The sequence below is a fragment of the Protofrankia sp. Cj5 genome (assembly GCF_917627405.1).
Lineage (GTDB): Bacteria > Actinomycetota > Actinomycetes > Frankiales > Frankiaceae > Protofrankia.
Map to the genome: position 1 here is coordinate 15078 of NZ_CAKJTO010000015.1, position 25035 is coordinate 40112.

At 67.3% G+C, this 25035-nt stretch carries 23 protein-coding genes; 16 read left to right on the forward strand and 7 right to left on the reverse strand.

What is annotated here, in order from left to right; genetic code table 11:
* Positions 1 to 67 precede the first annotated feature (67 nt).
* The 4 genes from MJ777_RS05510 to MJ777_RS05525 all read right to left on the reverse strand — a co-directional run bounded on the left by MJ777_RS05510 (position 68) and on the right by MJ777_RS05525 (position 4128).
* Complete coding sequence (locus MJ777_RS05510; protein ID WP_239308239.1) at positions 68 to 1021, reverse strand: aldo/keto reductase; 954 nt, start codon at positions 1019 to 1021, stop codon at positions 68 to 70.
* Positions 1022 to 1200: 179 nt separating this feature from the next.
* On the reverse strand, positions 1201 to 1692 hold the full coding sequence (locus MJ777_RS05515; RefSeq protein WP_239308238.1) for a hypothetical protein: 492 nt from the start codon (positions 1690 to 1692) through the stop codon (positions 1201 to 1203).
* Between the two features lie 232 nt (positions 1693 to 1924).
* Positions 1925 to 2659, reverse strand: a complete 735-nt coding sequence (locus MJ777_RS22855; RefSeq protein WP_305039366.1) for a helix-turn-helix domain-containing protein — start codon at positions 2657 to 2659, stop codon at positions 1925 to 1927.
* 266 nt (positions 2660 to 2925) lie between these two features.
* Positions 2926 to 4128, reverse strand: coding sequence for a DUF349 domain-containing protein (locus MJ777_RS05525; RefSeq protein WP_239348060.1), 1203 nt, complete (start codon positions 4126 to 4128; stop codon positions 2926 to 2928).
* Between the two features lie 379 nt (positions 4129 to 4507).
* Here MJ777_RS05525 and MJ777_RS05530 point away from each other — a divergent pair, with 379 nt between their 5' ends.
* The 5 genes from MJ777_RS05530 (at position 4508) to MJ777_RS05550 (ending at position 10725) form a co-directional block, all read left to right on the forward strand.
* Positions 4508 to 5413, forward strand: a complete 906-nt coding sequence (locus tag MJ777_RS05530) for a carbohydrate ABC transporter permease (RefSeq protein WP_239308236.1) — start codon at positions 4508 to 4510, stop codon at positions 5411 to 5413.
* Positions 5410 to 6294, forward strand: coding sequence for a carbohydrate ABC transporter permease (locus tag MJ777_RS05535; RefSeq protein WP_370652654.1), 885 nt, complete (start codon positions 5410 to 5412; stop codon positions 6292 to 6294). The genes MJ777_RS05530 and MJ777_RS05535 overlap by 4 nt, the downstream gene beginning before the upstream one ends.
* Before the next feature lie 80 nt (positions 6295 to 6374).
* Complete coding sequence (locus MJ777_RS05540) at positions 6375 to 7712, forward strand: extracellular solute-binding protein (protein ID WP_239373728.1); 1338 nt, start codon at positions 6375 to 6377, stop codon at positions 7710 to 7712.
* 91 nt (positions 7713 to 7803) lie between these two features.
* Complete coding sequence (locus tag MJ777_RS05545; RefSeq protein WP_239373745.1) at positions 7804 to 8970, forward strand: ABC transporter ATP-binding protein; 1167 nt, start codon at positions 7804 to 7806, stop codon at positions 8968 to 8970.
* Positions 8971 to 9372: 402 nt separating this feature from the next.
* Positions 9373 to 10725, forward strand: a complete 1353-nt coding sequence (locus MJ777_RS05550; RefSeq protein WP_239373748.1) for a transcriptional regulator — start codon at positions 9373 to 9375, stop codon at positions 10723 to 10725.
* A gap of 49 nt (positions 10726 to 10774) precedes the next feature.
* Here MJ777_RS05550 and MJ777_RS05555 read toward each other — a convergent pair whose 3' ends face one another.
* Together MJ777_RS05555 and MJ777_RS05560 are read right to left on the reverse strand one after the other, a co-directional pair.
* Positions 10775 to 12025: a folate-binding protein YgfZ gene (locus MJ777_RS05555; protein WP_370652655.1), complete on the reverse strand. Its 1251-nt coding sequence runs from the start codon at positions 12023 to 12025 to the stop codon at positions 10775 to 10777.
* Between the two features lie 7 nt (positions 12026 to 12032).
* Positions 12033 to 12482 carry a Fur family transcriptional regulator gene (locus tag MJ777_RS05560; RefSeq protein WP_239308234.1) on the reverse strand — a complete coding sequence of 150 codons (450 nt, stop codon included), beginning with the start codon at positions 12480 to 12482 and terminating at the stop codon, positions 12033 to 12035.
* 702 nt (positions 12483 to 13184) lie between these two features.
* Here MJ777_RS05560 and MJ777_RS05565 point away from each other — a divergent pair.
* Positions 13185 to 13928, forward strand: a complete 744-nt coding sequence (locus MJ777_RS05565; protein WP_239308233.1) for a phosphoglyceromutase — start codon at positions 13185 to 13187, stop codon at positions 13926 to 13928.
* A 165-nt stretch (positions 13929 to 14093) separates the two neighbouring features.
* Here the strand turns inward: MJ777_RS05565 and phoU are convergent, their stop codons facing one another.
* Positions 14094 to 14735, reverse strand: coding sequence for a phosphate signaling complex protein PhoU (gene phoU, locus MJ777_RS05570; RefSeq protein ID WP_239308232.1), 642 nt, complete (start codon positions 14733 to 14735; stop codon positions 14094 to 14096).
* Positions 14736 to 15089: 354 nt separating this feature from the next.
* Here phoU and MJ777_RS05575 point away from each other — a divergent pair, with 354 nt between their 5' ends.
* The 10 genes from MJ777_RS05575 to MJ777_RS05620 all read left to right on the forward strand — a co-directional run bounded on the left by MJ777_RS05575 (position 15090) and on the right by MJ777_RS05620 (position 24988).
* Positions 15090 to 16346 carry a sensor histidine kinase gene (locus MJ777_RS05575; RefSeq protein ID WP_370652656.1) on the forward strand — a complete coding sequence of 419 codons (1257 nt, stop codon included), beginning with the start codon at positions 15090 to 15092 and terminating at the stop codon, positions 16344 to 16346.
* 3 nt (positions 16347 to 16349) lie between these two features.
* Positions 16350 to 17030, forward strand: coding sequence for a response regulator transcription factor (locus tag MJ777_RS05580; RefSeq protein ID WP_239308231.1), 681 nt, complete (start codon positions 16350 to 16352; stop codon positions 17028 to 17030).
* Between the two features lie 147 nt (positions 17031 to 17177).
* Positions 17178 to 18281, forward strand: coding sequence for a Ppx/GppA phosphatase family protein (locus MJ777_RS05585; protein ID WP_239373751.1), 1104 nt, complete (start codon positions 17178 to 17180; stop codon positions 18279 to 18281).
* A gap of 350 nt (positions 18282 to 18631) precedes the next feature.
* Positions 18632 to 19483: a sugar phosphate isomerase/epimerase family protein gene (locus tag MJ777_RS05590; protein ID WP_370651409.1), complete on the forward strand. Its 852-nt coding sequence runs from the start codon at positions 18632 to 18634 to the stop codon at positions 19481 to 19483.
* Between the two features lie 124 nt (positions 19484 to 19607).
* Positions 19608 to 20357 (forward strand): class I SAM-dependent methyltransferase, encoded by a 750-nt coding sequence (locus MJ777_RS05595; protein ID WP_239373754.1) that lies wholly within the window; start codon positions 19608 to 19610, stop codon positions 20355 to 20357.
* A gap of 121 nt (positions 20358 to 20478) precedes the next feature.
* Positions 20479 to 21450, forward strand: coding sequence for a proline dehydrogenase family protein (locus MJ777_RS05600; RefSeq protein ID WP_305039367.1), 972 nt, complete (start codon positions 20479 to 20481; stop codon positions 21448 to 21450).
* 33 nt (positions 21451 to 21483) lie between these two features.
* Entirely contained in the window at positions 21484 to 22287 is an 804-nt protein-coding gene (gene proC / locus MJ777_RS05605; protein ID WP_370652657.1) for a pyrroline-5-carboxylate reductase, read from the forward strand.
* Positions 22288 to 22567: 280 nt separating this feature from the next.
* Positions 22568 to 22666 carry a 30S ribosomal protein bS22 gene (locus MJ777_RS05610; protein WP_003948845.1) on the forward strand — a complete coding sequence of 33 codons (99 nt, stop codon included), beginning with the start codon at positions 22568 to 22570 and terminating at the stop codon, positions 22664 to 22666.
* Positions 22667 to 22886: 220 nt separating this feature from the next.
* Complete coding sequence (locus tag MJ777_RS05615; RefSeq protein ID WP_239308225.1) at positions 22887 to 23765, forward strand: S-adenosyl-l-methionine hydroxide adenosyltransferase family protein; 879 nt, start codon at positions 22887 to 22889, stop codon at positions 23763 to 23765.
* Between the two features lie 182 nt (positions 23766 to 23947).
* Positions 23948 to 24988 carry an NAD-dependent epimerase/dehydratase family protein gene (locus MJ777_RS05620; protein WP_239333923.1) on the forward strand — a complete coding sequence of 347 codons (1041 nt, stop codon included), beginning with the start codon at positions 23948 to 23950 and terminating at the stop codon, positions 24986 to 24988.
* Positions 24989 to 25035: the final 47 nt, after the last annotated feature.

Here is a 25035-nt window from a genome sequence, read left to right on the forward strand (position 1 = left end):
CACCCGGTTGCGCCTCCCGTGGGCAGCGGCGGCGGAGCGGCTGTCCGCTGCCGGCGCGTGGGAGGTGTCAGGAACCTGGGCGTCGGGTTGGGGCGATCTTGTCGAGGACGGCGAGGTCGTCGGCTCGCGGCTGCCACTCGCCGGCCACGACGTTTGCTCGGACCTGTTCCGCTGTGGTGGCACCGGCGATCACTGACGCTACCGCCGGCTGCGCGGCCAGCGCGCCGATGGCCACGTCCAGCAGGGACCGGCCGCGTTCGCGGGCGAAGGTCTCCAGCGTCTCGAGTCGATCGAAGACCTCGTCGGTCAGCTCGTCCTGGCGCCCCACGAGGCGGGTGCCAGGCGGCGGCTGGGAGTCCCGGGTGTACTTGCCGGTAAGAATGCCGTTCGCCAGCGGGAAGTACGGCAGCACACCGATGCCGTACTTCTGCGCGGCCGGGACGAGCTCTGCCTCGACGCGGCGTTCCAGGAGGTTGTAATGGTTTTGTGCGGAAATGAAACGAGTGGTACCGGACGCGCGTGCGGTCCACTCGGCGTCCGCGATCTGCCAGGCCGTGAGGTTCGACGACCCCACGTAGCGGACCTTGCCTTCGCGGACGACCTCGTCAAGCGCGGTCAGCGTCTCCTCGATCGGGGTGAACGCGTCGGGCGCGTGGAGCTGGAAAAGATCGATGTAGTCGGTCTGAAGCCGGCGGAGCGAACCTTCCACAGCCTTGCGGATGTATCGGCGGGAAGCGCGCGCGTTGAAGTCGGGCCCGTATGCGCCGCCCATGTCGTTGCCGAATTTAGTGGCGAGGACCACGTCGTCGCGTCGGGTCCGCAGGATATGGCCGAGCAGTGTTTCGGAGCCGCCCTTGTTGCCATAGGTGTCGGCTGTGTCGAAGAGCGTGACGCCGTTGTCGAGCGCCGCGGTGACAACAGCCCGGGTACCCTCGATGTCGACTCTCGACCCGAAGTTGTTGCAGCCGAGACCGACGACGGAAACCAGCAGACCGGAAGATCCCAGTGGGCGATATCTCATATCTCAGTACAGCACGACACGCCACGGGTCCCGAACGTTAGGGTCCGGGGCCCGTGGTTGCCGAAGCGGAACCATGAGATGGGGTTGTGTTTCCCGAGTGGCGGCGGAGTCTGTTTTGCCGGGGCGTCGGTCGCGCGAAAAGAACCACGATCGCGCGGCCTTTGGCCAGCAGCTGGCCGTTAGTCGGACGCGGCGGCGTCGCCGACGGCCTTGCTGACGGCTTCGGCCGCCCTGCGGGTTGAGTCGCGGGCGACCTTGGTCTGACTGACCGCGGTCCTGGTGCGGGAAACAGCCTCCTCGGTGACCGGGCTCCGGCGAATGCTGGAGACCCGCCTCTCGCCCCGATCGGCAAAACTGTTGTAGAGCGAGCTTGCGCGTCCCTGTAGGTCGGAAAGCTGCGAACCCACTGTGGCAGGCAGTGACCGGACCGCGGTCTGGACGTTGGTCGGCAGTTTCTGCGCCTGGGTGGAGATACCGTTGACCCGATCGGAAAACTTCTTGACCTCATCCACGTAGGTGGTGGGAAGGGTGAGGATCTTCTTGACGGCGGCGTCGGCGGCACCCACGGAGGCGTACAGGGGCTTGCGGACCTCGGACAGCGGGATTTTGACGTCTACCTCGGCCTCAGCGGTGTCCTCCGACGTTTGGGCGGTGGTTCGGATGGTGGCCATCGCTACCTCCTGGTTTGCGGTCAAGACATGGCCGTGGGTTGTCGGCGTATTGCCGATTTAGAGCGCCCGAGGATAGGACTGTCCGGCTCGCGGCTCCCCGCGTCCCGCCCGGCCGCGTTGTCGTCAGTCGGCGCCCAGCACCAGGGCGCCTTCCTCCTCCGCCTTGCCAGATCAGGCGCGGCTGAGCCGCTCACTGATCGAACGCCCTATCCTCGGGCGCTCTTGTTGATCTTTATGCGTCCTCTGCCGGGTCATGGGTAGTTGGTTCATCGGCCGCCACCGTGGTGAGCGGGACATCCTCGGACGCGGTCACGCCGGTCTTCGCGGGGGCTCCGCCGCCGGCATTCCCACCAGTTTCTCCATCGGTTTCCGCGGAGCGTGGCCGCCGGGCCACCGGTGTCCGCGGCTCGGGATCGCCAGCCGCCCGGCTGCTGGCCGTCTTCCGCCTGGTTGTGGTTCTCTTTGCCTGGCCGCCAGCGGTGGAGCTGGTCGTTACCGCCGTGTCGCCCGGTTGGGCGGCACCGTTCGGGGAAGATTCCACCCGGTCGAATCCGGCGACCGGCTCCGGAGCATTCTGCCCGGTGCTCAGGTCGTCAGGCGACGATGGCTCGGGCGCCAGGCCGCAGGTCGAGTTTTCCTTGCGGAACGCGTCATAAATCTCGATAATGACCTGTTTCTGCCGCTCGGTGAGACCCGTGTCCGCGAGAATCGAGACGACGACATCATTGTCGGACGACCGTTCGTCGAGAATGCCGGCCTGCACGTAAAGCACTTCCGCGGAGATTCGAAGTGCCTTGGCGATCTGTTGCAGAATCTCCGCGGACGGCTTTCGCAGACCACGTTCGATCTGGCTCAGATAAGGATTACTGACCCCGGCCTGCCGGGCGAGCTGGCGAAGGGAGATCTGCGCGATTTTGCGCTGGTCCCTGATGAAGTCTCCGAGATCGCGCACATTCAGGGGCGGCACGTTGGACGGCAGCCTCCTCTCGGCTAGATTTCCTGGGGCCACCGGGCAGGCGAAAAATGATCGCATACCCTTTGGCCGCTGGATCGTATTGGCTGTCGACGGCGCGAAAAATCTGTGCTCACGCCGCCGTCGGTTGAGCGGGCCCCCGAATGAATTCTGGCTGGGATAGTAGGAGCTACGGCACCGGGTGACCAACACTGAGCAGCGTACGTCCGACTGCTAGCTATGGCAAGCGCTCAGCTGGCCAGGCGTCGCGCGGATGAGGATCAACGAGTCGCGTGCGAGAGCCATTCGCGCTGTGTCGCCAGCGCCGACTCGGCTTTCGCTACCTCGTCCGCGCGCCCGCACGCCCGAGCTCGTTCCAGTTTTGCCTCCAACTTGGCGACGGACTCCCGCAATGTCGTCACAAACGCAGACTCCGCCGTCTGCGGCCGGCGCCACCGGGCGTCCGCCGCGTGACGGATACGGTCACCGGCAGCCGACAGCCGACGCTCAAGGTCGGCACTGGCCTCGCGAGGCACCTTCCCGATCGTGTCCCAGCGTTGTTCGATCTCCCGTAGCCTGCGCAGTGACCGCTCGGGCTGGCTGGGGTCGAGCGCGGCCGCTTCGGCGAGCAGCTGTTCCTTGCTGGCCTGGTTTGTGCGCAGGGCGGCGTCGCGTTCGGCGTTGGCCGCGTTGCGGCGGGCGAAGAAGGCATCCTGCGCGGAGCGGAAGCGCAGCCACAGGGCGTCCTCGACGTCTTTGGGCGCGCGTCCGGCCGACTTCCACTCATCCAGCAGCGCCCGGTACCGAGCACTGCTGGATGACCACTCGGTGGAGTCGGCCAGCGCGTCGGCTTCGGCGACGATCGCCTCCTTGCGCTCCCTGGCCTGCGCGCGCTGCTGGTCGAGCGCGGCGAAATGAGCGGTCCGGCGCCGGTTGAACTCCTCGCGGGCAACGGTCACCTTTTTCCACAGCTCGGTGTCCGTACGGCGATCCACGCCGGTGATCGCCCGGAACTCGGTGGCGATGGCGCGGAACCGCTCGCCCGAGGCCTTCCAGTCGGAACCACTGGCGAGGCGTTGACTTTCCGCGACGAGTGCTTCCTTCGCCTCGATCGCCGCGGCGGTCCGTCGGGCCCGCTCGGCAGCCCGCTCGGCCTTTCGCGCATCGACCGCGGTGAGCACCGCCTCGAGCCGGCGGGCCAAGGTCTCCAGATCGCCGACGACCGCGGCGGTGTCGAGGGACGCCAGCAGCCGGCGCGCGCTCGACGCGAGGTCCGCCGGCTCGGCGCTGGGGACGGTGAGCCGCCGCTCGAGCAGCACGACCTCGGCCGCCAAGTCGTCATAGCGCCGCCCGAAGTGCGCGAGGCCCTCCGCCGGGCTGCCAGCCCGCCAGGAACCGACAGGGCGTTCACCCGAGGGTGTCCGCAGGTACACGGTGCCGTCGTCGCCGACGCGCCCCCAGCCGGAACTGCTGCGCTCACTCATTGTGGCCCCGGAGATCGACATCAGGTCAATTGACATTCTTACAGGGATCGCGCTGAGGAGGCACACCCGATTGCCGGAGCGGAAGCCGAAGGGCCGGCATCGGACTCCAAGCGTTCGGCGTGTGACTTTCGGTGCGCGTCGTTCTGCGCCCGCCGGCTGTTGCTCGCGGCCGTGAACGGTGATCGGAGACTGTCTTTCACGCGGTCGCCGTGTCGACACGGCCAGGTCGTGTACAAATGCCCTGTCACCGGCCAAGATTCCGAACCGTGTACCGAACAGCTCCGTCCTGTCCGGCCGGGCGCGGCCGGCGGGCGGTCCGGCCGCGTGCCCGGCGGTGTGCCCGGCCGCGTGTCTGGCGCTATGTCCGGCCGGCGGCTCCATGAACTCGGTGTTCCAGCGTCCAGGCTGGCGAGTGGCGGCGCTGTTGCTGCCGGCCGTCGTCGGCCTCGGTGTGTTCACGATCGCGCCGGCGTTGGTCTCCGCGTTCATCGCGGGCACTGACAAGACTCTCACCGGGCCGAGCTTCCGCTGGGTCGGCACCACCAACTTTCGTGCCGCGTTGCATGATCCAGACCTTGCGCAGGCTGTCCGTAATACCGTGGCCTACTGCCTGATCACCGTTGTTCCAGCGGTGGTGATCGGCCTTGGCCTGGCACTCGCGGCCGACCGGGTGGCCCGTGGGCGTTCACTCATCCGGCTTGCGTTGTTTCTACCGGTGAGCGCCAATCTTGTCGCGGTGGCGGTTGTTTTCTCCTACATTTTTTCAGCTAATCCGGACGCGCTGGCGAACACGGTGGCCGGCTGGTTCGGAATCGCCCCGGTCGACTGGCTCGGGAACACATCCACCGCATTACCGGTGGTCGCGCTTGTTGGCGGCTGGCGGTTGGCGAGCTTCGTCTTCGTCGTGTATCTCGCGGGCCTCACAACGATACCGGTGTCGGTGCGCGAAGCCGCTGATGTCGACGGCATCCACGGCTGGGCGCGGCTGCGCCGGATCACGCTGCCGCTGCTGGCTCCTACCACGGTTTTTGTCGCGGTGTTTGCGACGATTCTCACGCTGCAGACGTTCGAGACGGTCGCGGTCCTCACACAGGGTGGTCCGTTGGGCTCCAGCACGACGATTGTGTACTACATTTACAAGGCAGGATTTACTGGATCGTTCCGGATCGGCTATGCCTCCATGCTGGCGTTGTTGCTGCTGGTCGCTGTCGTCCTACTCGGTGTTATTGGCGCCGCCGTCGGACGATGGGCACGTGCCCGAGTCGCTCGCGAGGTGACGCTGTGAACGCCAGTGGCGTGTCTGTGGTGAGCCGCGCCCATCCGGCCATCTCGCCAGGAAGGATCGTCTCAACCGGTCTGCGCTGGGCGTTTCTCGCCGTCGGGATCGGCGGCGCCTTCCTTCCGTTCTGGTGGATGCTGCGTACCGCGGTCGGTCCACCGCAGAATGTGCTTGGTCTGTCGTCGAGCCCGCTTCCGTCCGATGTCGGCTTCGCGGCCTTCCCGCGTGCGTTCGAGGCGGCGGGCCTCGGGCCTGCGCTGGCGACCGGAATCGGGGTGAGCATCGCGATCACGTTCCTGCAGCTCGCTACGGCGATACCAGCCGCCTACGCCCTCGGTTGCCTCAGGTTTCGTGGCCGCGCGGTGCTGTTCGCGGTCATTCTCGCGACTTTGCTGGTACCGCCACAGATCACCGCCATACCGAACTACGTGACAATCTCCGCTGTCGGCCTGGCCGATACCAGGGCCGGGCTGGTGCTGCCCTTCATGACGAATGCCGCGGGAATCTTCCTGCTTCGCCAGTATATGATCACGATTCCACCGGCTTTACTCGAAGCGGCCCGGATGGACGGTCTCGGTACGTGGCGGACACTACGCGCGATCGTCCTACCGCTGTCGACACCGGCGATCGCCACGGTCGCGACCTTCAGCTTTCTCCTTTCGTTCAACGAATATCTTTGGCCGCTGCTAGTGGCACGGTCACCGGGTATCGCGACCCCGCCGCTGGCCCTGGCGAACCTGGTTTCAGCCAGCGGCGGTTTCCCCGATTTCGCCCAGCTGTCGGCTGCGGCGCTGATTATAAGCCTGCCAACACTTTTCGTGTTCATCCTTGCTCAGCGGCGACTGGCTGCTGGAATCACTGGCACCGGTGTCGGTGCTGAGGGATGAGAGCGCGCCCGAGAGGAAGACACGTGATCCGGACCCGTCCGTCCAGACCCCTTGGGAGCCCCGGCCGCACGCGCAGCGGCATGGCCGCGCCGCTCGCCCTTGCCGCTGTCATGTTCATGGCCGCCGCGTGCGGGGCGGGTGGTTCAGGCGACCCGTCGGTCAGCCCCAGCCTCCGCCCGACCGCCCGCCCCGCGACCGCCGCCGTCGACGACATCAACGGAGCCTTGGCGTCGGCCCAGTGCGCCGCCAAGGTCAAGACGCTGCGGATGACCGTGAGCGGCCCGCTCAACGACACCGCCAAATCCGGTAAGGCGTACATGGAGAAGGCGCATCCCGGCCTGACCGTTGAGATCACTTCAACCGCGACCACCTACACCCAGATCGTTCAGCAGATCAGCGCCGACGCCGCGGCGGGGCGCAACACCGACCTCGCGGTGGCCGGGTTCGACCTGTTGCCCACGTTCGTCCAGCAGCTCGACGCCCAGGAGCTGGCTCCGCGTCTGTTGCGTGCCTCCTACGACCAGCGCTTCACGGTTCTGGGCAAGGTCGGCAAGCAGCTGTACACCGTGCCGCAGCAGGTGTCCGTACCCGTCCTGCTCTACAACTCCGACATGCTGGCCAAGGCCGGCGTGGATCCGAAGTCCCTGACGGACACCGTCGGCGTGATCGCCGCCGCTGACCGGATAAAGGCCGCGCTGCCGGGTGTCCAACCGATCGACCTGCCAACCGGGGATCAGTTCGGCCAGTGGTTCCTCAACACCATCGCGGGCTCGAAGGGCGCGAACATCCAGAACGCCGAGGGCCGGCCGAACTTCGCGACTGACGCCGCGCGTGCCGCCGCCGGTTTCCTGGCCAAGGTCGGCACCTACGGGCCGCAGTCGAAGACACCGACCGATGCCCTGGTCCGGTTCGGTTTCGGCAGGCAGACCGCCATGACCGGGGCGAGCATCAACTCGGTCGTGCCGGGGCTGCGGGCACTCGAGCAGCAGGGCAAGGGTTCTTTTCCGCTCGGAGCGGTGCCGATCCCCGTCCTGCCGGGCGGCACCCAGCACCCGGTGGCCGGTGGCAATGGTCTGGTGGTGCTCGCGACCGATCGTTGCCAGAACGAGATGGCGACTGAGCTGATGGTGTCGTTGCTCGCTCCGGACGTTGTCGCGGCCGGCGTGGAGGCAGTGAGCTATCTGCCGGTCGACGTGGAGGCCGCCAACCGGCTGGTGCCGCTCTACCAGCGGTTCCCACAGCTCGTCCCCTTCAACGCAATGGTCGATTCGCTGGTGCGGGCGCCGTACTGGGCCGGCGCACGCGGTGGTGAAGTGCCCACACTCGCGTCGGATGCGGTCCAGAAGATTATTATGGGGGCGGATCCGGTGGCTACGTTGACTGAGTTGCAAAGTCAGGCGGAGAACCTCACCCAATGACCGTTCGCATCCACCGCCGTCGCTCTCTTCCGCGGTGGCCGGCTCGCCAGCGGCTCCAGCGGCTCCAGCGGCTGCCCCGGCGGAGGCGGCCATGAGCGGATCATTGGTCGAGCCGACCGCTGGCACGGGGCGGCTCGTGGGTGATCCCGTAGTGACCCCTGCCAGGCCGGCGAACGGGGTGCACATCGAGATCGCCGGAGTCAGCCGGACCTTCGGCACGGTCCGCGCGCTTGACGCTGTGAGCTTGTCGGTGCTGCCGGGGGAGATCGTGGCCCTGCTCGGGCCATCCGGGTCCGGGAAGTCCACGCTCCTGCGCATCTGTGCGGGTCTTGAGCAGCCGACCGCCGGTGATCTGCGTTTTGGCGGTGTCAGCCAGCTCGGTGTCGCACCGCACCAGCGCGACGTCTCCATGGTGTTCCAGCATTTCGCGCTCTACCCGCACCTGACCGCGCTGGACAATCTTGTGCTGGCGCTGAGGTACGGGCGCGGTATGTCGAAGTCGGCGGCCCGGGCGCGGGCCCGCGAAACGTTGGAGATGCTCACCATCGGTGAGCTGGCGGGCCGGCGACCCGCGCGGATGTCCGGTGGCCAGCGTCAACGGGTAGCCATCGGGCGGGCACTGGCTACCCGGGCGAAGGTCGTCCTGCTCGACGAGCCCATGTCGGGGCTGGACGCGCAACTGCGGGCCGAACTGCGAGTGGAGATCGTCGCTCTCCTGCGTGGCCTGGGGTCGACCGCGCTGTTCGTCACTCATGACCAGGCCGAAGCCATGGCGGTTGGTGATCGGGTCGCCGTGCTCAACCATGGGCGGCTGGAGCAGGCCGGCACCCCGGACGACATTTACGACCGGCCAGCCACGCGTTTCGTCGCCACCTTCGTAGGTGCTCCGCCGATGAACGTGTGTGACGGCAGCTGGGCGGACGCAACGCTGCGCGGCAGGGGCTTTGCCGTTCCCGCGCCGGCAGGTTCGGTCGCGGTGGGGGTTCGGCCGGAGCGGCTGCGCCTGGCCGGGCCCGGCGCGGCCGGGGAGCGCGCCGGTCACGCCGGTGGCCCGGGTGACACCTTTCAGATCAGCGGCGAGGTGGTGGTGGTCGAGCGTCTCGGCGCGGACCGGTCGGTCTACGTCCGGACCGAGGCCGGGATGCTCACCGTCCGTGTTAATGTCGATCATCCGAATCCTGTTGGCCTGGTGACGCTTGACGCCCCGTTCGACTCGTTGATCTTTTTTGGCGAGGACGGGCGGCTGCTGCCGTCCTGACCGTGGAAACGGGTCAGTTCACGCCCTGATTGCTCGAGTTCAGCCGCGTGCGTTGGGCTGCTGGCGATCCGGCATGTATCTGCGTTCGGCGAGTAGCCGAATACTCTGTGTGTGATCTCGCCGTGGTCCACCCTTTGTTGTTGTCGGGGAGTGACGGTACGATCTCTTTGATTGCTTGCTTGACAGCAAGCAATTGGGTGATAGATGTTGCTATCGACTACTTTAGGCGATTTATGTGTGTGCATTGTGCGATTGCCGTGCAATAGATGTTCTTACGAACGATTTGTTGGCTCTTGGCGACACCTTTGCGCTCACAGCACCGGCTTGGTCACTGTACGAAAGGGGGGTCATTCACCTAGAGTTGTTAATCGCTCACCAATTGCGACTCGAAGGAAGCGGATGATGTTGACTGACAGCGCTGGTGTCTGCGCCCACCCGCTCGCGTTCGTCCGAGCGCAGCGTGGCTGGTCTTACCAGAGGCTGGCCCGGGTGGTGGCGCGTCGCGCGCGCGACCTGGGAGTGGCCAACATGGCGGCGGAACGCCAGAAGGTCTGGCGCTGGGAGCATCGCGGCGTGGTACCCGACCGGGTCTCGCAGCTCGCTCTTGCCGCCGAGCTTGGTGTCTCGTCGGAGAAGGTGGAGTCCCATCCATGGCCCGCGTGGCTGCCGACCGGTGATGTTGTGCGCACCGACTACCCCTGGAGTGGCGCGGGCAGCGTGACTTCCATGATCGATGTGGTTGAAGACGCCCTCACGGATCGTCGTGGATTTTTGACCATCACGGGGGCCGGTGTGGCTGCCCTGGCCGGCGAGTGGCTGAACCTCGAGCCCGCCCGGCTCGCCGCGGCGCTGGGTGGCAGACAGGTGGACGCCCAGATCGTCAATCGCATTGAGCACAACATCCCCGGGTTACGCCTGATGGATGATCGACTTGGTGGCGAGAGCGTCCGGCGGTTGGTGGATGCTGAGCTGGGTGTGGTCACTGAGCTGCTCGCCCGGGGCTCCTACACGGAGAAGATCGGGGGAAGGCTCCAGCTGCTGGCCGCTGAGCTTGCTCGGGTCGCGGGCTGGGCGTCGTTCGACGCTGGGTATCACACCAGCGCCCAGCGTTACTGGATCACGGCCCTGCATGCGGCGCATGCCGCTGGGGACCGTTTGGTCGGTGCGAACATCATGAAGAACATGGCGCTGCAGTGCGTTGACTTCGACCGTCCGCGGGAAGCTGTTGAACTGGCGAACACATCCCTTGCCAGCAGCGGTGGTATCAGCGGACGCGCGGGCGCGATGTTCCAGATGAGGCTGGCGCGGGCATATGCGGCGCTGGGGGAGCCGGTGGAGTGCTTCCGCGCGCTCGTCCGGTGTGAGGCCGCTTTCGAACGAGCCACCCCACAGGACCCGGCCTGGGCGAGCATCTTCGACGAGGGGTCGTATGCCGCCCAGATCGGAATCTGTTACATCGACCTCGGCCGGCTGCGTCAGGCCGATCGGTGGCTGACCCAAGCCCTGGCGATACACCCGGCCATCCATGCCCGCGACCACGCCACTTACTTGTTACGCCACGCGGCTGTCCAGATCGATCTGGGTAACCTTGATCAGGGATGCTCGCTGATCCGCGAGGTCGTGCCCCTGCTGGAGGCCACCCGGTCGCAGCGTAACGGACGGCGAGTAGAGGATGTGCGCCGACGTCTGCGCCGGTATGCCGCCGACCCGCAGGCGCGCGAGGCTGATCATCTTCTCGCGGCCCGGCCGGTCTGAACACACCTCGGCACCGTTTTCCCGCCGGAGGCCTGCTTGCCGGAGCCTTTTAGCCAGTAAGCCGGCCTGCCGGGCGCGCTGGCTGCTGTGGCCCGCTGGCCGGGTCGATGGACGCGGCGACGCGGCCAGCCGCTGGGTCGTTGACCACGAGGACCGCGTCGTCGGCGACGCCGCGTTTGAGGATGGCCAGCGCGATCGGGCCGAGCTCCCCGTGCATGGCCGACGTGCCGACGAACCCCACCGTCCGGCCAGCGGCGCTCACCTGCGCGCCCTGGGTGACCGTGGTGCCGTCGAGGTGGAGCAGCACCATACGGCGCGGCGGACGTCCCAGGTTGTGCACGCGGGCGACGGTCTCCTGACCCCGGTAGCAGCCCTTGTCGAGGTGGACGGCGGTGGACAGCCAGCCGACCTCGTGCGGGATCGTCCGGTGGTCGGTGTCGACGCCCAGCCGAGGCCGACGGTCGGCGACCCGCAGCGCCTCGAACGCGGCGATGCCGGCTGGCGTCACTCCGGCCGACCGCAACCGGTCGACTGTCGCGGTCAGCTCCGGTCGAGGAATCAGCAGGTCGACGCCGTGGGGCATCGCCCGGACAAGCGTCCCGACCGAGGCTCCCGGATCCCGATGATGGGTCGCGGCCAGCGGATACGGTCCCTGGGCCAGCCGGTCACCGTCGTACTCGGTAAGCCCTGTCCTGGTGGCGGGCCCGTCGCCAGGACAGGGAAGCGAGCGGTCGAGCGGACCGAGGGCGTCGGTGACGGCAGCCACCGCGGCCGGACCGATCACCGAAAGGACGGCTCGATCACCGGTGCTGTCCACCGGCTCGACCCGCAGCAGGAACCGCATCGATGCCAGGTAGGCCAGCAGCTGGTCGGTGGTACCTGGTTCCACATCCAGCCAGGTGGCCGTACCGTCATCCGCGATCATCAGATGATGTTCGACGTGGCCGTGCGGAGACAGTACCAACGCCTCACTGCCCCGCATCGCCGGCAGCGTGCCGAGATGTTGGGAGGTGATGCTGTGCAGCCAGGAAAGGCGGTCCGAACCGGTAATGCCGACGACCCCGCGGTGCGAGCGGTCGACGACGGCCGCGCCGGACGCGGCCTTGCGCTGTTCGCGCAGGGGGTCCCCGTAATGGTCAGCCACCCCGAGATCGGGTCCGGTGGCGGGTACGGCGCCGGTCATGTCCAGCAGCGGAGAACGATAATGGATGTTGTTATCCAACTTGTCCGACGCCTGGGACTCAGCGCCGGTCACGGGCACCCCGGTGGGGCCGGTGGCCATAGACGCTTCGGTGGCCATGGACCGTTCAACCGGCATGCGGGCCCGCGCAGTCCACACAGCGGCCGGTGAGCGCTACGTGGTTGACGTCCACGGTGAAACCGAGCCGCTCCCGCAGTTCGATGACCAGGTCGGACAACACGTTCGGGGAGACCTCCTGGACGGCTCCGCATGCTCCGCAGACGAGGTGGACGTGGTCTTCGGCGCCAGCGGCGTGATAGGTCGGCGCACCGTGCCTGAGGTGGGCATGGGAGACGAGCTTCAGTTTCTCGAGAAGTTCCAGCGTTCGGTAGACTGTCGAGATGTTGACCCCACCCGCGGTGCGGTGGACCTCTGTGACGATCTCTTCCGGAGTGGCATGGCCAAGCCGGGCAACCGCTTCCAGGACGAGTTGGCGTTGCGGAGTGAGGCGGTAGCCGCGCGACCGCAGCTGCGTCTGCCAGCCACTTCGCGGCCCATCCTCGACATCCACCGCCATGGGCCAAGTGTAGCTGGCGGACCGAACCCAGTCGGCCGAAGGCGACGCGGTTCAGAGCGCACGGCAACAGGACTGTCCGGCTCGCGCCGTCCGGGCGTCGCCTCCCGATCCATCCATCCATCCGGACGCCGTTGCCTGACCCACGCCCCTGTTGCCGGGCGCTCCCATGGCTCCTTGGGCATGCGGGCTCGGCACCCAGATCTGACACCAGATCCGGGCACCCAGACATTGGCGCTCGTTCCGGGTGGGCTGGCCGCCGTGGTCGAAAAAGCGGTTGCTGAGCACGCCCGGGTGAACGTAGCGTTGTCGGTACACGGGAAGGGAGGTGGTCCAGTTTTGTGTGATAAACGGACTCGTGAGGTGACTGTCCGCTAGCCGGTCTCGTGGTCCTCATCCGGCCGGGTGACCTGCGGGCACCGGCACCGGCGAGAACCAGACAGGCACCAGACCCCCGAGCGTCGTCGCTGGTCCCGACGACCCGTCAGCGTGTCAGCCCTGTGGCTGAGCTGGCGGAAACGCTCGGGGGTTTCCTGTCCGCGCGGGCGCGGGCGCGGGCGCGGACAGGCCGGGAGCGGGTGGACCCAGCATGGATCGGCAAAGGGACCGCGTTGTCAGGGCGTCCTGACTGGGCGGCGTGCCCGCATGAGCGCGCCGCATCGATCTGGCCACCTGTGGCGCCCATGTTGCGGCAGGATCGACCGTATGCCGACGCTCGTCCTGCTCCGCCACGGCGAGAGCACGTGGAACCGTGAGAATCTGTTCACCGGCTGGGTGGATGTAGATCTTTCCGACAAGGGCGTCAAGGAGGCGACCCGCGGCGGCGAGCTTCTGCGTGACGCCGACCTCCTGCCCAGCGTGGTACACACCTCGCTGCTGGTACGCGCGATCCGTACCGCCTGGATCGCCTTGGATGCCGCCGGGCGCACCTGGATCCCGGTCCGTCGTTCATGGCGTCTCAATGAGCGCCATTACGGGGGCCTACAAGGTCTCAACAAGGCTGAGACGCTCGAGAAGTACGGCGAGGAGCAGTTCATGCTCTGGCGCCGTTCCTACGACACGCCACCACCACCGATCGGGCCCGACCAGGCCAGCGGAGTGGATGAGCGGTACGCGGGCCTGCCGCCAGACGCGATACCGGCAACCGAGTGTCTGCGTGACGTCGTTGTGCGGATGCTGCCGTACTGGTACGACGCCATCGTGCCTGATCTGCGGGCTGGGCAGACCGTGCTGGTCGCGGCCCACGGCAACTCCCTGCGTGCGCTGGTCAAGCACTTGGACGCGATCAGCGACGCCGACATCGCCGGCATGAACATCCCCACCGGCATTCCGTTGCGCTACGAACTGGACAACGATCTACGGGTCGTGAGCTCGGCGTATCTCGACCCGGCGGCCGCGGCGACGGCCGCCGCCGCCGTGGCCGCACAGGGCAAGAGCGCCCGGCAATAGGGGAGTTGATCAAGAAATGGGGCTGGGGCGCGTGCCCCAGCCCCATGATGCCGCGTCTCCTGTGGCCACAGCCGCCCAGAAACAACAGGGCGGTACAGCTGCCGGGCGCGTTCCCGCGTTCCCGCGTTCCCGAGATCCCGAGCCTGGCAGCCTGTCCCAGGGGTGTCAGGGCTTGTGACCGGTCACCAGATAGATCACTCGGTGGGCGACCGATACCGCATGGTCGGCGTAGCGTTCGTAAAAACGACCACACAGCGTGATGTCGATCGCCGCTTCCATACCGTAGGTCCATTCGGTTTCCAGCAGCACGTGGAAGAGCTTGCGATGCAGGGCGTCCATCGAGTCGTCATCGCTCTCCAGCTCCTTGGCGAGAGCGGCATCGTGGCTTGCGATGACCGACCCTGCCTTGGCCACGATCCGCTGCGCCACCTGACCCATCTCCAGGATGGTCGAGTGCAGCTCCGGCGGGATGGCGCGCCCGGGATAGCGCCGTCGGGCCACCTTGGCCACGTGCAGCGCAAGATCACCCATGCGCTCGAGGTCAGCGACGATCCGCAGCGTCGTGACCATGGTTCTTAGATCGGTGGCAACTGGCTGTTGCCGCGCCATTATTTCGAAGGATCTTTCTTCGATCTCGTTACGGAGAAGATCTACAGTTTCGTCGGCGGTGATCACGCCTTCGGCAAGCTGGAGATCAGCGTCGAGAAGTGCCGTTGTGGCTCGTGCCATTGCGGAGGCGACCAGGTTGGTCATCTCGACGAGGGACGAGTTGATGCTCTCGAGATCGTCGTGGAAGGCGTCCCGCACGGACGGCTCCTTCGGGTTCGCGGCGGTTGTCGGCCCATTTGATCACAGCGGAGACGGGTTTCGTGGCAATTACCACATACCCGCCCTCCCGGCGCCACGGGTCGACATCGGCGCTCCGGAAGGCTGCCACCGCCCGCGGCCTCGAACATGCCGTGAGGTACCGCGAGGCGGCGGTGGCTTCCCGGACAACGCATGGTCCCGACCGTTGCGCCACCTTACCGTGATCAAACGATGGTCCGTGGCGCTCGCCCCTTGGTGAACGAATCGCATGAGGCGGATGAACTCCTGGCGACGATCGGCTCTGGTTGGCTTGATGCACGCGCAGGCTACGGCTGGGCACCTACGATTCGGCCCGTGGGTGACGGTGTGGGTGAGCGAAGACCTGGGTTTGCGCTTCGCCCGAATTCATCCGGCCCGGCGGCGCGCCCCGCTCCGGAGCGGCCCGCGGCCCTGCCCGACGAGACCCCGTCCGGCTCGGCCTTGCCTGACGTGACCTTGCCCGACGTGCCGGCCGCGCAGCCAACACTGCCGTCACGGCTCATCAGGCGGCTCGTTGACGGGCTGCCATCCGGGCTGGTCGTGCTGGACGCGGACGACGTCGTGGTGCTCGCCAACCCGGCGGCCCAGACCATGGGCGTGATCGATGCTGGCCGGCTGGCTCTCGACGAACTGGGTGACCTGGCCGGACAGACCCGCGCGGACGGCGTCGACCGCGACCGGCAGCTCGGTCTGCCGCCGCGCCCGGAGCCGCCGTTGACCCGCCCGCGTCCTGATCAGGAGGCGTTCGCCGTGCGGGCCCGCACCCTGCGGCTCGGCTCGGACGGCCATGTGGCTGTGATCCTTGACGACGTCACCGAGGCGCGCCGGGTGGAGGCGGTCCGCCGGGACTTCGTGGCCAATGTCAGCCATGAGCTCAAGACCCCGGTCGGCGCGCTGCATGTGCTCGCCGAAGCGGTCGCCGTCGCCAGCGACGACCCGGTCGCGGTCCGGCGTTTCGCCTCCCGGATGACGCGTGAGTCCTCCCGGCTCGCGCGGCTCGTCCAAGAGATTATCGATCTTTCCCGTCTGCAGGGTGCGGATCCGATGCCCGATCCACGACCGGTGCGGGTGTCGGCGGTGCTGGCCGAGGCGTTGGACCGCACCCGGCTGACGGCTTCGGCCCGTGAGATCACTATTGCTGTGATCGGCGACAGCGATTTCGCTGTCAGCGGCGACGAGGGCCAGCTCGCGACCGCGTTGGCGAATCTGCTCGACAACGCCGTCAGCTACTCGCCGACGGGCACCCGGGTGGTCGTCGGGGTCCGCCGGGCAGGCGACACGGTTGAGCTGTCTGTCGCCGACGAGGGCATCGGTATCGCCGAGCGGGACCTGGAGCGGGTGTTCGAACGCTTCTACCGTGCCGACCCGGCGCGTTCCCGCCAGACAGGCGGCACGGGGCTCGGGCTTGCGATCGTCAAGCACGTCGCGACGAACCATGGGGGAAACGTCAGTGTGTGGAGTTCCGAAGGCGCCGGCTCGACTTTCACGATCAGATTGCCGCTGTTGCGGGCCTGCGTCGATGCTGATCCCGATGTTGAGCGTGGCAACGACAGCGATGACAAAGGAGCGTGAAGGGTGACCCGCCTTCTGGTCGTGGAAGACGAGGAGTCGTTCTCGGACGCGTTGTCGTTCATGCTTGAACGGGAGGGGTTCGAGGTCGCGGTCGCCACGGACGGGCCGGCCGCGCTGGCCGAGTTCGAGCGGCACGGCGCTGATCTCGTCCTGCTGGACCTGATGCTGCCCGGGTTGTCCGGAACCGAGGTCTGCCGGGCGTTGCGTCAGCAGTCGGCGGTGCCTGTGATCATGCTTACGGCTCGTGACAGCGAGATCGACAAGGTTGTCGGCCTGGAACTGGGTGCCGACGACTACGTCACCAAACCGTTCTCCGCCCGTGAGCTGGTCGCCCGTATCCGCGCGGTGCTGCGCCGCCGCGGCGAGGCCGAGGAGCGCGTCACCGCCACGCTGGAGGCCGGCCCGGTCCGGATGGACGTCGAACGCCATGTGGTCACTGTCGACGGCACCGCTGTCCCGCTGCCGCTGAAGGAGTTCGAGCTGCTGGAGATGTTCCTGCGCAACGCGGGCCGGGTACTCACCCGCGGCCAGCTGATCGACCGTGTCTGGGGGTCGGACTACGTCGGGGACACCAAGACCCTTGACGTCCATGTCAAGCGGCTGCGTACGAAGATCGAAGATGAGCCGGGCAACCCGCGCCATCTGGTGACCGTCCGAGGCCTGGGTTACAAGTTCGAACCCTGATCATTGCCGTATCTTGGTTGGGGCGGGGCACGTCCAAGATCTTCGGTGCGGCGTGCGGTGGCCGGACGACTGACCAGGAGTGGATGCGAGCGTGGTGAAGCTGTTGCGGCCAGCACAGCGCGGACGGTTGGTTGTCACAGCGGGTGGATGTGTGCTGTGTCGGTGAGGCCGGCCATCGGTGATCAGCCGGCGGCTGATCCGAACGCGGTGAGCCGGCAGGCCACTGCCCGGGATGCGGTGACAGCGGGCGGAGCCCGTCCAGAAGGGCTGAGCCAGGCTGACGGTCAGGTGTCCGTGCAGCGCGTGTCGGCCGGTCGGATGCGCCTCGGTGTGATCGACATCGGGTCGAACACCGTGCATCTGCTGGTGGTTGACGCCCATGTCGGTGGCCAGCCGCTGCCGGCGGCCAGCGTGAAGGTTCCGCTGCGGCTGGTCGAGCTCCTCGATGACGGCGGCGTGCTGTCTGCCGAGGGCGAGCAGACCCTGACGGAATGCATCATCCAGATGCGTGGCCGTGCCGACGACCTCGGTGTGGACGACCTTGTGGCGTTCGCCACGTCTGCTCTGCGTGACGCTACCAACAGCGAGGAGGTCCTGGCCAGACTGCGGACGGCCAGCGGTATCGCGCTCGCGGTCCTGCCCGGCCCGGATGAGGCGCGCCTGACCTTCCTGGCGGTGCGGCGCTGGTTCGGCTGGAGCGCCGGGCGGCTGCTCGCGCTCGACATCGGCGGTGGCTCACTGGAGATCGCGGCCGGGATGCACGAGGATCCCGACGTGGTGTCATCCCTGCCGTTGGGGGCGAGCCGGCTCACCCGTGACTGGTTGGCCAACGACCCGCCCAAGCGCTCGGAGGTCGCGGCGCTGCGCCGGTATGTCCGGGCACATATTGCGCCGGTGGTCTCGAACCTGTATGTGGTCGGCGAGCCCACCCGGGCGGTGGCGACGTCGAAGACCTTCCGGTCGCTGGCTCGTATCGGCGGTGCCGAGCCGTACAGCCGCGGCCCGTACGTGCGCAGAGTCTTGCGCCAGGATACGCTGCGTGAGATATCCACCCGCCTGTGTAAGATGTCCGCGGCTGAACGCTGCAGCCTGCCGGGGGTGTCGGCTGATCGCGCGGGCCAGCTCGTCGCGGGGTCCGTGGTGGCCGCCGAGGCCCTCGACCTGCTCAACCTGAGCGAGGTGGAGATCTGTCCGTGGGCGCTTCGTGAAGGCGTCATTCTGCGTAGGCTGGACTGGTTGACGTCCGCCTGACCCGAGAGCCGGTGCTGAGGGCGGATGCTGACGGCCGGCGGCCCGGATCCGCGCGTGCTGCCTGGGTACGTGGGGCCGAGTACCGCAATGGTGTCCGGATGTTCATTTCTCGGACGGTGGTGAGCCGCCGCGGGGGTTGGTGGATCCCCGCGGGGTCCCGGAGACCCGATGACGGCACGTGAGGTGGCAGTGAAGATCGAGCGGGCACACCCTACTCTGGAAGGATGCCCGAGGCGTCAACCCCAGCGCCGCGGCTCGGGGGCGCCGAGGCCGCAGGCGGCGGTATGCGGCGCCCGCAAGGACCGGCGCGAGGTTTCGCCGTATCTTCCCGCGGCACCGCATACCCGACCGTGATTGCTCCCCGCCGCGCTGACCGGATCACCGCCAGGGTGCCTTCGGCGAAGATTGCGCTGTCGACCGCGTCGACGTACCCCGAATCGACGGCGGCCGCCTTCGAGATGGCCGCGCGGCTCGGCTACGACGGTGTCGAAATCATGGTGTGGACGGACCCGGTAAGCCAGGATCCGGAGGCTCTGCGGCGGCTTGTCGATTACCACGGTATTCCGATTCTCGCTGTTCATGCCCCATGCCTGTTGCTGACCCAGCGCGTATGGGGAGCTGAGCCCTGGGCGAAGCTACAGCGGGCCCGTTCGGTCGCCGAGACACTGCGGGCGCCGACCATCGTCGTCCACCCGCCGTTTCGCTGGCAGCGTGACTATGCCCGCGATTTTGTCGAGGGCATCGAAAGGATGGCGGACGAGACAGCCGTCCGCTTCGCGGTCGAGAACATGTTTCCGCTGCGCGCGCGCGGGCGGGAGATTTCCGCGTACGCTCCGGACTGGTCGCCGCTGGGTGATGACTACCGGCATGTCACTCTGGACCTGTCGCATACCAGCGTTTCGCGTTCCGATGCATTGGCCATGGCGGACGAGCTGGGCGAACGGCTCGTCCACGTCCACATGGCCGACGGCAGCGGGCTGGCCAAGGACGAGCACCTCGTGCCCGGACGCGGCAACCAGCCTTGCGCTGACCTGTTGGAGAGGCTGGCGGCGCGGGGATTCGACGGCACCGTGGTCGTAGAGATCAATACGAGGCGAGCGGAGTCCCGGGCCCAGCGGGAGGCGGATCTCGCTGAGGCGCTGGCGTTCACCCGGCTCAATCTCGCCGCCGCGCCCGCGACAGCGAGCAGCCACCCGCGTTGATTGAGCGCTGATCCAGCTCCGCGAGCAGCGGGGCTCGCCGCGATCGACCGGCGATCGACTGGCGATCGACGCTGCGGACGCGGATGTCCTTCACGGCGTTCCGCGATGATGACACGATGCTCTGGTGGGCACCAGGTCGCTGTTCGATCCGTTGGTGGACGCCTATGACGCCGCGCGGCCGTCCTATCCGGATCGGTTGTTCGCGGATCTGGAGTGGCTGGCCGGGCGCGGGCTCGCGGATGCCGACATCGTGGAGGTCGGCGCGGGAACCGGCATCGCGACCCGTCAGCTGCTGGCCCGCGGCGCTCGGGTGATCCCGGTGGACCACAGTGCGGTGATGCTCGGGCGCCTGCGCGAACGCACGTCCGGACTGGGCGCGGTACGCGCTGATGGTGAGGCTCTTCCGTTCACCGGCACTGTGGCGGACCTCGTCTGCTATGCGCAGGCATGGCATTGGGTCCGGGTGCCGGTGGCCGCGGCCGAGGCCGCCCGGGTGCTGCGGCCCGGCGGTGCGCTCGCCGTCTGGTGGAATGACGTCGACGGTGCGGATCTTCGCTGGTGCGAACGCCAGCAGCGGCGGTTGGAGGCGATGAGCCCGGGCTACCAGCGGGATTACCGGCTCCGCCCGTGGGCGGATGAACTGCGGTGGACGGGTCTGTTCGCCGAAGTCGTGACGGTGTCTGACCGGTGGAGCCGGACGCTTGCGCTGGACGCGTATGAGCTGTGGCTCCGCTCGAAGTCGTACGTCCAGGCGATCGGGGATCGCCTGGAGGACTTTCTGGCCGCTGAGCGGAGGTCGCTGCTGGAGGCGTTCCCGGACGGTATGATCACTGAGCCGTTTCGCACGGTGCTGGTCGTCGCCCGCCTCGCCTGACAGCGGACCGGGCGAGGGCAGGTTGCCGCGAGCGGGGAGAATCCTTTCCCGGGCTGCTGCCGCGCGTCAGCGGTCTGGCCACGGTCCGCGGGGGGAGGCTGGAAGGGTGCTGCGTACCGCGATGTTGCGAACAGCGGTGCTGGCCGCATCGAGCGATCATCGGGTCCGGCGGTTCGTGTCGACGAGCCCGGTCACCCGCGGTGTGGTCAACCGCTTCGTCGCGGGTGAGGACGTTTCCGCGGGGGTCGGTGTCGCGGGCCGGTTGTGTGAGGCCGGCCTGCGGGTGTCCCTGGATGTTCTCGGTGAGGACGCGATCGACCGGCAGCGGGCGTACGAGTCCGCCATGACCTATTGTGACCTGTTGCGGGCGCTTGCCGACGCGGGTCTCACCCCGGCCACGGAGGTGTCACTCAAACTCTCTTCGTTTGGCCAGGCGTTCGACGCGCCGCTTGCCCGCGAGCTCGCGTTCGGGGTGTGCCAGGCAGCTCGGGACGCGGGCACCTGCGTCACCGTGGACATGGAGGACCACACCACAACCGACGCGGTCCTGACCACAGTGGCCGAGCTGCGCCGGGAGTTCGACGAGACGGGCAGCGTCGTCCAGGCGTACCTGCGCCGCACCGAGGCGGACTGTCGTGATCTTGCTGTCGCCGGTGGCCGGGTCCGCCTGTGCAAGGGCGCTTATGCCGAGCCGTCGTCGGTGGCCTTCACCCGCCAGACCGAGGTGGCCGCCTCCTACGCGCGGTGTCTGGCGATCCTGATGGCTGGGCGGGGCTACCCCATGGTCGCCACCCATGATCCTGCGTTGGTCGAGCTGGCCGGTCGACTGGCCAGAGCTGTTGCTGGGGCTGTTGCTGGGGGCACGGCCGGCCTGGTAGAGCCGGATCCGGGTGGCCCCCGCCCCCGGCCGTTCGAATATCAAATGCTCTTCGGTGTCCGGCCGGGCGAGCAGCGACGCCTTGCCGGAGCGGGTGAGGTGGTCCGGGTCTACGTACCGTGTGGGCGGGAGTGGTACGCCTACCTGATGCGGCGGCTTGCCGAGCGCCCGGCCAATCTGCTGTTCTTCCTGCGGGCGCTGCGGTCATCCCGATAGGAGCGGCGCCGTGCGGTCGGTTCCAGTGGAGGGATGTTCATGACGGTCGCGATTCTCGGTGCCGGCAAGCTGGGCGAGGCGCTGTTGTCCGGTATGATCCGCTCTGGCCATGATCCCGATGATCTTTTTGTGACCGCGCGCCGCTCCGAGCGCGCCGAGGAGCTGTCCGCCCGCCACGGGGTCCAGGCGTTGTCGAATCCGATCGCGGCCGCTCGGGCGAGCGTGCTGATACTCACGGTCAAGCCGCAGGACATGACCGCTCTGGTCGATGAGATCGCGGCCGTTGTCACCCCGGAGCACCTGGTTGTCTCGGTGGCGGCTGGTATCACCACCACCTACCTGGAGCAGCGGCTCGCCGCGGGGACACCGGTCGTGCGGGTGATGACGAACACGCCGGTCCTCGTGGACGAGGCGATGTCAGTGATCTCGGCGGGCGTCCATGCCAGCGAGGACCACCTGCGGCGTACCGAGGATCTGCTGGCGCCGGTCGGGAAGGTCGTCCGCGTGCCCGAGGCACAGCAGGACGCGGTGACGGCGTTGTCCGGCAGCGGCCCGGCCTACTTCTTCTACCTCGTCGAATCGATGATCGATGCGGGAATCCTGCTGGGTATCCCGCGGGCGGTCGCGGCTCAGCTGCTGGTGCAGACCGCGGTGGGGGCCGCTGTGATGCTGCGCGATTCCGGCGAGCATCCGGTGATGTTACGGGAGGCTGTGACCTCCCCGGGCGGGACAACGATCAATGCTATCCGGGAGCTGGAGAAGCACGGGGTCAGAGCGGCGTTGCTGGCCGCGATCGAGGCGGCCCGGGACCGGTCCTGCGCGCTCGCCTCCGGTTAGGGCGTGTTTTGGACGTCGTCTGTCCGGCTCGCCGTGTCCAGGCGCCCCCTGGCCGCGTTCTCGGCGACACCGATACAGCTCGTCTGGCCCCGGTGGTCCGGATGGCCAGGTCCGGCGGGTGCCCAGCGCCCGATGGGGGTGCGGTTGTGGGTCCCCGGCGCTCCATCGGAGGCCCCGGGAGCCGAGCCACTCCGGGGGCGACGCGGCCGGCACGGGCCTGGGAGCGGGTAGGCTCAGCCGACAGTTCGTTCGGCTTTCCTCAAACAGATCGGTCGGGTTCGTGGGTTCGGTTATCAAGAAGCGTCGTAAGCGTATGGCCAAGAAGAAGCACCGTAAGCTCCTCAAGCGCACGCGCGTTCAGCGTCGTAACAAAAAGTAGTCGCGCTGCTACTTTGCGGTACGCAATTTCTTCTCCTGGCTGCCGCACTGTTCCGCATGCCCGGGGTGGAAAACTGACACGTTGAATTCCAGCGGTTCGGGCGGAGTGCTGTGTAACAGTCCGGTTTCGGCGGTAGGTCCTCGACTGCCGGCTGCCAAGTCTTGTGGGAAGCTCGCATGTGACGGATGGCAACGGAGCCAGCCTCGGCACAGGGGATCGTATGGCGGGTTTGTGGATCAGTTTTCTGTCGGATTACGGGCTGGACGACGCCTGCGTGGGTGTGTGTCACGGGGTGATCGCCAGGCACGCCCCGGACGCGCGGGTGATCGATATTTCTCACGCGGTACTCCCGCAGGATGTCGAGCACGGTGCGGTAATGCTGGCGGGGGCCGTCGGCTACCTGCCCAGGGGGATACACCTCGCCCTGGTCGAACCACTCGGTACCGACGGCCGGTACGTCCGCGGGATAGCGGTGCGCACCGCGGACGGGTCGATCATTGTCGCGCCTGACAATGGGCTGGCTTCGCTCGCCTGGGAGATGCTGGGCGGTGTTGTCGAGGTCCACGAGATCGCCAACCGGGAACTGTGGCTGCCGATGCCGACCGCGGTGTTCCGCGGCCGGGACGTCTACGCCCCGGTCGCCGCGCGGCTGGCGGTCGGGCTGCCGCTGGAGGACGTGGGGCCGAGGCTGGATCCCGCCTGCGTGGTCCAGCTGCGGCCACGCGCCTGTTCGGTGGATGAGGACCACATCCATGGCGAGGTCGTCGACATCGATCATTTCGGTAACCTCGCTCTGAACATCACTCGCACGGATCTCGAGGCCGCGGGCATCATCCTCGGCGATCCGGTTGAGGTGCGCATAGCAGAACGTACCCTGACGCTGCGATTCACCCATACCTATGGTGAGGTTGCGGTCGGTCATCTTGCGGTCTGCGAGGATTCACTACGCCGCGTTATGATCGCTGTTAACTGCGGGCGGGCGGTGGATGTTTTGCGCGTGCGTCGCCGCGCCGCGATTGTGATCGCTCATGGCCCTCGCGAACAGCGTTCACGATCGGTGGTGTCCGCGGAGCCACTCTCGCGTTCTGCTTATATCTGATTTCACCCGGTGATCGATTGGCGGTGTTCGGGGCCGGCTGGGCGTGGTGTCAGGTCACATTGCGTCCGCTAACGCGGGCTAACGTCGGCTAATGGGACGCCACGCCACGGACCACGGCGCGTTGCCGTATGGACAACCCCAGGGCGTAACATGACGTCGGGATCGGGCAGGGGGCGACCAGAATGCGACCGCGTTGTGTGCTTGTCACCGGTGTTTCCCGACCCCTCGGCGCGCAGGTCGCGAGTGTCTTTGCGGCTGATCCGGAGATCGAGAATGTGATCGGGGTGGATACCATACCACCGCATGGCGATCTCGGGTGTACGCAGTTTGTCCGCGCGGACATCCGTAATCCGTTGATCGCGAAGGTCATCGGCGCCGCCGCGGTCGACACCGTGCTGCATCTGAATGTCATCGCGACTCCGCTCGGTGCCGGGGGCCGGAGCGCGATGAAGGAAATCAACGTCATCGGCACCATGCAGCTGCTTGCGGCCTGCCAGAAGGCGCCGAGCGTTACAAAGGTGATCGTCAAGTCCACTACCACAATTTACGGATCGTCGCCCCGGGATCCGGCTTTGTTCACGGAAGAAATGGAACCGCGTGCTCTTCCCCGCGGTGGTTATAGCAAGGACGCCTTCGAGGTGGAGGGATACGTCCGAGGCTTCAGCCGGCGCCGGCCGGATGTCACTGTCAGCGTGCTGCGTTTCACGAACATCGTCGGCCCCGGAATTGACAGCCCGTTGACCCGTTACCTCGAGCTACCGGTTGTCCCGACGGTGCTCGGGTTTGACCCGCGCCTGCAGCTGTTGCACAGTGAGGACGCGCTCGGTGTGCTGACGAGGGCCGCGATCGAGGATCATCCCGGCACGTTCAACGTGGCGGGGGACGGCGTCCTCCTGCTGTCCCAAGCGGTACGGCGCGCGGGGCGGGCGCCGCTGCCGGTGCCGTCACCCGCCGTGGTGACGCTGGGAAACCTGGTTCGCCGGTCCCGGCTGCTGGACTTCTCCGCGGAGCAGCTCGGCTTCCTCGCGCACGGCCGTGCTGTCGATACGACCCGTTTGAAGCAGGTATTCGGCTATGTCCCGAGATTCACGACGCTGGAGACATTCGACGACTTTGTACGAGATCGCCCGATGCGTTTCGCGATCGACCGTGAGACTGTTATCCGGGTCGAACGCGGCTTGTTGGGCGTACTGGCGCGGCGCAGGCTTGTCGGGACGTCGTGACCCGGAGCCGCCCGCGGCGGTAGCCGTGCGGCGGGCGACGTCGGCTG

Coding starts and splice junctions, on each gene's coding strand:
- MJ777_RS05565 (WP_239308233.1), top strand. CDS start 13,185: ATGCCGACGCTCGTCCTGCTCCGCCACGGCGAGAGCACGTGGAACCGT.
- MJ777_RS05555 (WP_370652655.1), bottom strand. CDS start 12,025: ATGGCCACCGAAGCGTCTATGGCCACCGGCCCCACCGGGGTGCCCGTG.
- MJ777_RS05585 (WP_239373751.1), top strand. CDS start 17,178: ATGTGTGCTGTGTCGGTGAGGCCGGCCATCGGTGATCAGCCGGCGGCT.
- MJ777_RS05615 (WP_239308225.1), top strand. CDS start 22,887: ATGGCGGGTTTGTGGATCAGTTTTCTGTCGGATTACGGGCTGGACGAC.
- MJ777_RS05600 (WP_305039367.1), top strand. CDS start 20,479: ATGTTGCGAACAGCGGTGCTGGCCGCATCGAGCGATCATCGGGTCCGG.
- MJ777_RS05525 (WP_239348060.1), bottom strand. CDS start 4,128: ATGAGTGAGCGCAGCAGTTCCGGCTGGGGGCGCGTCGGCGACGACGGC.
- MJ777_RS05550 (WP_239373748.1), top strand. CDS start 9,373: ATGTTGACTGACAGCGCTGGTGTCTGCGCCCACCCGCTCGCGTTCGTC.
- MJ777_RS05530 (WP_239308236.1), top strand. CDS start 4,508: ATGAACTCGGTGTTCCAGCGTCCAGGCTGGCGAGTGGCGGCGCTGTTG.
- MJ777_RS05545 (WP_239373745.1), top strand. CDS start 7,804: ATGAGCGGATCATTGGTCGAGCCGACCGCTGGCACGGGGCGGCTCGTG.
- MJ777_RS05515 (WP_239308238.1), bottom strand. CDS start 1,692: ATGGCCACCATCCGAACCACCGCCCAAACGTCGGAGGACACCGCTGAG.
- MJ777_RS05620 (WP_239333923.1), top strand. CDS start 23,948: ATGCGACCGCGTTGTGTGCTTGTCACCGGTGTTTCCCGACCCCTCGGC.
- MJ777_RS05510 (WP_239308239.1), bottom strand. CDS start 1,021: ATGAGATATCGCCCACTGGGATCTTCCGGTCTGCTGGTTTCCGTCGTC.
- MJ777_RS05560 (WP_239308234.1), bottom strand. CDS start 12,482: ATGGCGGTGGATGTCGAGGATGGGCCGCGAAGTGGCTGGCAGACGCAG.
- MJ777_RS05540 (WP_239373728.1), top strand. CDS start 6,375: ATGGCCGCGCCGCTCGCCCTTGCCGCTGTCATGTTCATGGCCGCCGCG.
- proC (WP_370652657.1), top strand. CDS start 21,484: ATGTTCATGACGGTCGCGATTCTCGGTGCCGGCAAGCTGGGCGAGGCG.